9 protein-coding genes are annotated in these 7830 nt (G+C 33.0%); all 9 read left to right on the forward strand.

Features of this window, described 5'->3' with window-relative positions; translation table 11 throughout:
• The first annotated feature begins 1 nt into the window (after nt 1).
• The 9 genes from LWW95_11205 (at nt 2) to LWW95_11245 (ending at nt 7676) form a co-directional block, all read left to right on the forward strand.
• Nucleotides 2–514, forward strand: coding sequence for a permease (locus tag LWW95_11205; GenBank protein MDL1957591.1), 513 nt, complete (start codon nt 2–4; stop codon nt 512–514).
• A gap of 57 nt (nt 515–571) precedes the next feature.
• On the forward strand, nt 572–2101 hold the full coding sequence (locus LWW95_11210; GenBank protein ID MDL1957592.1) for a hypothetical protein: 1530 nt from the start codon (nt 572–574) through the stop codon (nt 2099–2101).
• Nucleotides 2102–2292: 191 nt separating this feature from the next.
• Nucleotides 2293–3558, forward strand: a complete 1266-nt coding sequence (locus tag LWW95_11215) for an AAA family ATPase (protein ID MDL1957593.1) — start codon at nt 2293–2295, stop codon at nt 3556–3558.
• A 3-nt stretch (nt 3559–3561) separates the two neighbouring features.
• Nucleotides 3562–4086 carry a DUF4276 family protein gene (locus LWW95_11220; protein MDL1957594.1) on the forward strand — a complete coding sequence of 175 codons (525 nt, stop codon included), beginning with the start codon at nt 3562–3564 and terminating at the stop codon, nt 4084–4086.
• 248 nt (nt 4087–4334) lie between these two features.
• Nucleotides 4335–5360 (forward strand): hypothetical protein, encoded by a 1026-nt coding sequence (locus LWW95_11225; protein ID MDL1957595.1) that lies wholly within the window; start codon nt 4335–4337, stop codon nt 5358–5360.
• Nucleotides 5361–5366: 6 nt separating this feature from the next.
• Complete coding sequence (locus tag LWW95_11230) at nt 5367–5726, forward strand: hypothetical protein (GenBank protein MDL1957596.1); 360 nt, start codon at nt 5367–5369, stop codon at nt 5724–5726.
• A gap of 165 nt (nt 5727–5891) precedes the next feature.
• Nucleotides 5892–7013 carry a hypothetical protein gene (locus LWW95_11235; GenBank protein ID MDL1957597.1) on the forward strand — a complete coding sequence of 374 codons (1122 nt, stop codon included), beginning with the start codon at nt 5892–5894 and terminating at the stop codon, nt 7011–7013.
• A gap of 119 nt (nt 7014–7132) precedes the next feature.
• Nucleotides 7133–7570, forward strand: coding sequence for a hypothetical protein (locus tag LWW95_11240; GenBank protein MDL1957598.1), 438 nt, complete (start codon nt 7133–7135; stop codon nt 7568–7570).
• 1 nt (nt 7571) lies between these two features.
• On the forward strand, nt 7572–7676 hold the full coding sequence (locus LWW95_11245; GenBank protein ID MDL1957599.1) for a TIR domain-containing protein: 105 nt from the start codon (nt 7572–7574) through the stop codon (nt 7674–7676).
• Nucleotides 7677–7830: the final 154 nt, after the last annotated feature.

A 7830-nucleotide genomic window follows, 5' to 3' on the forward strand; every position in this document is an offset into this window, starting at 1 on the left:
CATTAAAATAGTGGGTATATCTGCTTACATTGCTTTTATACTCTTTTCTTTCATAACTGGATTTAATCCTGGAAAACAGATAGGTAAAAATTTCATTACTTTTTCAGTGGATATGCTTGAAATCCTGCCATGTGCGTTTGTTTTAATAGGTTTGTTTGAGATATGGGTGAAAAAAGAAACTGTTGAAAAGCATTTTGGAAAAGAGTCAGGTATTAGAGGGTATATATGGGCGGTATTACTTGCAGGCACTACAGTTGGTGGTTTGTATGTAGCTTTTCCTGTTGCATATTCTTTGTATAATAAAGGAGCAAAGCTTAGTGTTATTTTCACATACATAGGGGCTTCTGCAATTTGTAGGGTTCCAATGACGATATTTGAAGCATCTTTTATGGGAATAAAATTCTCAGCAATAAGATTATTAGTATCTTTGCCATTAGTGATTATATCTTCAATTTTATTAGGTGCTTATTTGGAGAAAAGAAATTACAAAATAATGGAGGAACAAAATGGCTGAAAATATATTTTTGATAAAAACGTAAACTTATAATTTTAAGAGAAAGAGGAGAAGAAAATGACGGGGAGAACATGGAAGAATGTAAACCCCTCAGATGCTGAGAAAATCAAGGAATATTTACTCAATGAAGGAGGAGTAGGTGAAGAAGTCAAAGCACCTTATGAAAAGTGGCGGGTTAGATTTTCTGATTCCAATTTTACTTACTACAAGAAAGGAACTCTTTACAGTACACCCTCAAATTCAAAGGATCCGGCAGTATTCAATGCGTGGCAATATATAGATTCTGTGGTAGGTTCTGCTTATGTTTTGCCCACCAAAGATTTTCTTATTGGTTTAGATGAGACAGGAAAGGGCGAAGTAATCGGACATACAGTTTTAACTGGTGTAATCTTCCCTAAGGAACTCTTTAAGGACGTGGATTTACTAATAGGTTCAGCAGATACTAAAAACAGACATAAATTTGAATACTGGGATGAAATTTTCATTAGACTGGATAAACTAAGGAACAAAGGTCTCAATTTTATCTATGAGAAAATCCCACCTTGGTATGTTGATAAATATAATTTGAATAAAATTATGGATGTGAGTTATCAGCGAATACTCTCTATTTTCTTTCGAAGAGTTGAGATTTCACAATGCAGGATTGTATTGGATGATTATGGGATAGGAGACACTTTGAAGCGATTTTTAAACTTTTTAGAAAAACAGGGAGCAGAAATTATTGTTACCAAAAACTCAGAAGATAAATATCTTGAAGCAAAAGTTGCATCTCTTATTTCAAAAAGGCAACGAGAGGCGGTAATAAAAGCCATAAATGAAAATCCTGAATTTCAAATAAACGGACAATCAGTAGGTTCTGGTAATGCAGGAGATCCAAAAACTAATGCTTGGCTTAAAGCTTGGTGGAAAAAATACAAATCGTGGCCGTGGTTTGTAAAAAGATCTTTTAAAAATGTAAGAAGAATCGAAGGAAAAACAGGAGAAGTAAAAAAGATTTTACCGCCTATTGATGAGAAGCTATTATCTGATGAATTTTTAAAAGCTTTCAATAAAGGCAAGCTCTCCATTCAATCTCTTTCATTAGTTTGCCCTTATTGTGGTGCAATCTTAAAAAGTGTAGAATTTGTAAGTTTTAAGAAAAATGGAAGAGAAATAAGTGGAATAAAATGCGTGAATAAGGAGTGCAGTAGAATCATTGAAAATGCTGGAATGACCCTCCGATATTACTGTGGATATGTTTTACCAGATAGTAATGCTATCCAAAGGCAGGTGATATCAAGAGACCTTAGGAGCTCAAGATTTTTTGAAAACTTTACAGTTATTCTTTCGCCAGTGGTCAGAAAAGAATGTGATGGAACTCCAAGAGGAAAGAAAGAATTTGAAGAATTAGCCAAATTTGATTCTATAGGAAGAATAAGATTAGAAAGCCCTGGAAAAATAGAAGATATTCCAAAAGAACTATCAAGAGATAAAAGGGATGAAAGGATAATTGAAGATTGTATCAAACACAATGCTATATTGGTGACAGGTGATAAATCTATGCAAGCATTTGCAGGTGGTAAAAATGTGTTCACAATATACCTTTAAAACTTTTCGCAGGCTTTGCTAACGGCTACGCAAAATTTTGCAAGCGAAACTTCATATCCCAGGACGTAGGTGACATTGCAAAAAGGTTTAAAAAGATGCGTATTATCATAAGTGAAAGGAGGAAGGGCAAAATTGTTGAGAAGATAAAGGTTACAAATTTTAAAGACCCAAATAAATAGGGGGTTAAAGAGATGAGCATAAAAAGAATAGAAGTGAAAAACTTTAAAAGTTTTAAAGAGTTAAAGATTAATCTTGGGAAATTTAATGTGATAATCGGTGCAAACGCATCTGGGAAGTCCAATTTTGTCCATATCTTTGAATTTTTGAGAGATATAACAAGTTCAGGCTTAGACAACGCAGTATCTATGCAGGGAGGTGTGGAATATCTCCGAAACATGAATATAGGAGTCTCTAAACCTTTGTCTATAAAAGTTGTTTCTGATCAAGAGTTCGGATTGTTGGGTCCACGGACAAAAGCAGGTTTAATAGGCATAAAAACCTATGAAGTGATATATGAATTTGCGTTGAGATTTTATAAAAGAGGTTCTGGATTCAGAATAGTGAAGGATGAATTAAGTCAAAAATGTAAATTCCTCAAGTTGGAAAGAAAAGAGAAAAAAGTTGAAGAGAAAGAAATACTTGGCGAGGGGGGGATTCTTATCTCACGTAGCAATGGAAGGGTAAAAATTGATTTTAACATACCGCCAAATGTGCCACTTAAAAAAGAGGACATATTTCCGCCACTTTTGCGATTTTTGCGGGAAGAAAAACTACCAGAGCACAAACTTCTCCTTGAAACATACTTTTTTATACCTCCATTAGAAGATATTTTTAGTGAAATCTCAATATACGATTTTGATCCTAAATTACCCAAGAAAGCTACTCCTATCACAGGGAAAGCCGAATTAGAGGAGGATGGAAACAATCTCTCCATCATTCTTAAGAACATTACAGAGAACAGAGAGAAAAGAAGAAAGCTTTTTAACCTGGTAAAAGACCTTTTGCCATTTGTGGAGAATCTTGATGTGGAGAAATTTGCAGATAAATCTTTGCTTTTTAAATTAAAAGAGTCATATTTCAAAACTCAATATTTACCGGCATCTCTTATTTCTGACGGAACAATAAATATGACTGCTCTTATTGTTGCTTTATATTTTGAGAAGAAGCCATTTATTATTATAGAAGAACCAGAACGGAACATTCATCCATCCCTTATTTCTAAAGTGGTGGAGATGATGAAAGATGCTTCACGAACACAAAGAAAGCAAATTGTAGTTACTACTCATAATCCTGAATTTGTAAAATATGCTGGATTAGAAAATATTTTGCTTGTTTCTCGCAATGAAGATGGTTTTTCAACGATCTCTCGACCAGCAGATAAAAAGGAAGTTAAAACCTTCTTAAAGAATGATATAGGTATTGAAGAACTCTACATACAAAACTTACTTGAGGTTTAAAACATGCCTTATAAACTTCTGTTTATATGGGTTGAGGGAAATGATGATGAAAGATTTTTTAATAGAATATTAAGCCCAAAACTCCAAAGAAAGTATGGTACTGTGAAGATTATAAGATATGCAAAAATGAAAAAAGAAAAGGTCGATAATTTTATTAGAAGTATCAAAGCGATGAAAGCAGACTATATTTATTTGACAGATATTAACGATTCTCCTTGTGTTACCGCTAAAAAAGAAGAGATGCAAAAGAAGTATCAGAATATTGATAAAGATAAAATAATTGTCGTAATTAGGGAGATAGAAAGTTGGTATTTAGCAGGATTGGATAATAAGGCATGTAAACAACTTAAAATAAAGAATTTTGCTAATACTGATAATGTTACTAAGGAAAAATTTAATGCCTTGATTCCTAAAAGGTTTACTTCCAGAATAGATTTTATGTCAGAAATCTTGAAAAATTTTTCTATTAAAATAGCAAAGCAGAAAAATACTTCCTTTCAATACTTTGTAGATAAATATGATTGCTGAACTTATGGAGATAAAACGGGAGGATTATACAAAATAGGAATTTTTTTGGAAAATATTTTTTGATACCAGTTTAAGATTGTCAAGTAAATTTTCAGGTGGCGAGGCAAAATTTTATTGCAAAATTATTTTGTGTTTGATATGAAATAATCTCAAGCAATTATGATGATAATGTAAAGAAATAAGATAGTCTCGCAAAAAATCAAAATCTGAAAGTACAGAGGAATTAATAAAATAAAAGAGACCTCCAAGTGGTTAACAAAAAATTTATAATTTTAGTTGTTTTATTATTGCTAGCCTTTTTTATCTGGAAAACTGATTTTAGTAGCCTTTCTGATTTTATTTATAAATTTAGCTCTGCAAATAAGGGCAAAATTGTCTATGCCTATGAGCCATTTATTGATGGAAAACTTGAGGTTCATCGTACAGAGATTTATATAATGAATCCAGATGGAACAGGAAAGAAGCAACTTACGCATAATAATTTCTATGATGCTATGCCTAAACTTTCTCCAGATGGAAAAAGAGTTGTTTTTGTCTCAGCAAGAGTACCTTCAGGAGGAGTCCCTCTTTTAGGAATGATGCCTGGTTTTTCTCATCAAATTTATATAATTAATACTGATGGAACTGGTGAAAGACAACTGACATTTTCTGAAGGCAATTGTCTTTATCCTCGCTGGTTATCAAATAAAGAGATTGTTTTTTTAAGTCAAGATGGAGGAGAATATAGCTGGATGGTAATGAATATTGATGAAGGAGACATTCAGAGTCTGGATGAATATTTAGGTTTTCATATTCCAGGTAATCCTTATTTTTCACCAGATGGTTCAAAAATAGCTTATACAATTGAATCCGGCACAGGAAGTTCAAGAAAGTCACAGATTTGGATAATAAATCGAGATGGAACAGGAAAAAGACAATTAACACATGGAGAGTGTGATGAGTCACCTGCTTGGTCACCTGATGGCAAAAAGATAGTTTATTCCTCAAGATATATAGTAAATATGGGTTATGTTGGCCCATCTCCACGTTTTGCCATTTATGTAATAGATGTTGATAGTGGCAATATAAGGCAACTGACAGATGATGGTATTAGACCTTGTTGGTCTCCTGATGGACAAAAGATTGTTTTTGAAAAATATTGGGGGAATGGGATTTTGGTAATGGATGCTGATGGTAAAAACAAAAGATGGATTGCTCCTAAAAGTATGCGGGATCTTACTCGTTTTAGAACAGGTAAAATAGTTGACCTTTATATGTGGCCAGATTGGCGATAAAGGAATATGGATAATTTGGAATTATTAAAAAAAGGATTAGCAGCTTTAATAATGGGAGTAGGAATAGTTGTTGGTATAGGCACTTTTCCAAGAGCTATTACAAGAACAATATTTCTTCCTTTTCTTGTGCCTATATGTGGAGTTAAGTTTGCCATTATATTTTTAATTTTCCAGATTGGATACTGTTATCTTTTAGATATAAAGAAGGGATTTTTTTGGATAATAGGTTTTTTTATACCCGGGGCTATTTTAGGAACCTTAAACGCACTATTGTGGGGTGGAAATGTTTTAAGAGCTCTCCTTGTTATGGGTGCCTGTGTAAGTGCTGTGGCTCTTAGTTTTGGTGTATTTGGGGAAAAATTATGAGAAAAATATCTACATGATTCTTAAAGACTACTTGAATCCTAAAAAAGCAACTAAAGGGAATTCCCTAAAAATTTTAAGCAGACTATAAAAACAAATAAGCATATCTGAACAATTCGGATATGAACAAGTTAAGTGAAATTCCCAAGCCCGCAAAGGAGGGAAGGAATGGTTGAGATTGCATTAAAAATAAATGGAGAGGAAAAACGGTGGAAAATTCAAAATCCTAAAGTAGAGGATATTTTGAGAAGAATTCCAGTCAATAAAATTTCTGAATATATAGAGATGTATATTCTTGTTGGTGATACAGTATTAAACTATGCAATGATTCAAACAAGTGAAGAAACTTTGGAAAGATATTTTGGGAATGTTATTCAAGGATTAACAGAACAGGTGGATGAAATTGCAAAACTTAAAGAAAAAGTGGAAAAGGAAATATCTGAAAATCTTCCCAGCATTATCAAGGAGAAGATAGAAAGTGAAATAAAAGAAAAACTTACAGAATTAAGAGGACAAATAGAAGCCTTAAAAGGCATAAAAGATGGACTTCCTGATGCTATAAAAGCACAACTAGGAGAATATATCGGCAAATTAGAAGAAGCTATTAGCAATGTTAAAACAAGCTCCGATGTTTTGTCTGAATTTATCAGTAAATATAGAGGAGCAAAAGAAAGAGGTGAAATAGGGGAAGAATTCATTTATAAAATTCTGGTAGACAACTTTAAAGAAGACTCCTTTGAAGATGTTTCAGAACAGAGAAATTATTCAGATATTAAAGCGAGCTCTTCAGATATGGTAGATGTTTTGATTGAAGTCAAAAATTACCAAAATCCTGTCCCTGCTAGTCAAGTCCAAAAGTTTTGGAAAGATCTTGAATCTCACGACATCAGTATTGGTTGCTTTATATCGTTAGGTACACGAATACAAGGTGGCATTGGAGAGTACAAAATTGTAAGTAATGGTAATAAATTGGGAATTTTCATGAATGTGGGTCAGTTTATAGGGCAAAATGGAATGGAAGATGGTATAAAGCTAGCATATTTCATAACTAAGAAGTTCGCTCAATATTATAAACAAGTAGAGAGGGAAAGAGTTGAGGAAGGAGCGTTGCGACAAAAAATAGAAAGTATTTTTTTTGAGATGAATCATCTCAAATCAAGACTTGAAAACCTTAGACGAATCAGTGATGATCTAAGAAAGATTGAAGAAACTGTTAGGAAAAGCATAAGTTCTATAGACGAATTGTATAGAGAATCTATTAATCGGATTGAAAAAATTATGATAATGTAGAAGGAAATTAAAATGTTAAGTACTTTACACCTTGCCCTTCGGTTACATATCCCTGAAAAGTTGTTCGAAATTTGACTCGGCGGTATATTAAAATGCAACATTAAAAGGAGGTGTTAAGTATGGCATATACAAAAGAAGAATTAAGAGAATTTATGCTAAAAGAAATTGAGATAATTCAAGATATCATTAAACGTATGGCGTTCAACTCATTCATGATAAAAGGGTGGGCTATCACACTTGTTGCTGTAACATTACTTCTAAGAGGTTCAAAATATCAAGTATTAATTGCATTCATCCCTATTTTAGTTTTCTGGTTCTTGGATGCTTATTTCCTATGGCAAGAGCGGTTATATAGAAGACTTTATAATTGGGTAATAAAAAATAGGACGGACACCGATGAGTATCTTTTTGATATGAATGCTTATAGATTTAAGAATGAAGAGCAATCAAAATTAAGGATAATGTTTTCAATAACCCTTGGATGGTTTTATGGATCAATCTTTATTTTAACTTTAATTTATGCGATTTATGTCTTCTTACAGAAAGAAGGTTGTTAAAATGGCAAGGAGAGTATTTTTTAGTTTCCATTATGAAAGAGATGTCTGGCGGGCTAATGTGGTAAGAAACACAATTGTGCTCGCCCAACTTGCCTTGGCAAATTAAAACGTTATAGCATTGCATTAAAAAGTTACATTGGAGTAAAAAGATGAGGAATCTTAAAGCAAAAATATTCAACAAAGAGGCATCTGGCCCGCGAAATAAACCCAATCAGATTATTGAGACCATAGGATTAAAATCTGGTCAGGTTATCGCTGAT

The sequence above is a fragment of the Candidatus Desulfofervidus auxilii genome, from assembly GCA_030262725.1.
Lineage (GTDB): Bacteria > Desulfobacterota > Desulfofervidia > Desulfofervidales > Desulfofervidaceae > JAJSZS01.

Coding starts and splice junctions, on each gene's coding strand:
- LWW95_11210 (MDL1957592.1), top strand. CDS start 572: ATGACGGGGAGAACATGGAAGAATGTAAACCCCTCAGATGCTGAGAAA.
- LWW95_11215 (MDL1957593.1), top strand. CDS start 2,293: ATGAGCATAAAAAGAATAGAAGTGAAAAACTTTAAAAGTTTTAAAGAG.
- LWW95_11220 (MDL1957594.1), top strand. CDS start 3,562: ATGCCTTATAAACTTCTGTTTATATGGGTTGAGGGAAATGATGATGAA.
- LWW95_11230 (MDL1957596.1), top strand. CDS start 5,367: ATGGATAATTTGGAATTATTAAAAAAAGGATTAGCAGCTTTAATAATG.
- LWW95_11235 (MDL1957597.1), top strand. CDS start 5,892: ATGGTTGAGATTGCATTAAAAATAAATGGAGAGGAAAAACGGTGGAAA.
- LWW95_11240 (MDL1957598.1), top strand. CDS start 7,133: ATGGCATATACAAAAGAAGAATTAAGAGAATTTATGCTAAAAGAAATT.
- LWW95_11245 (MDL1957599.1), top strand. CDS start 7,572: ATGGCAAGGAGAGTATTTTTTAGTTTCCATTATGAAAGAGATGTCTGG.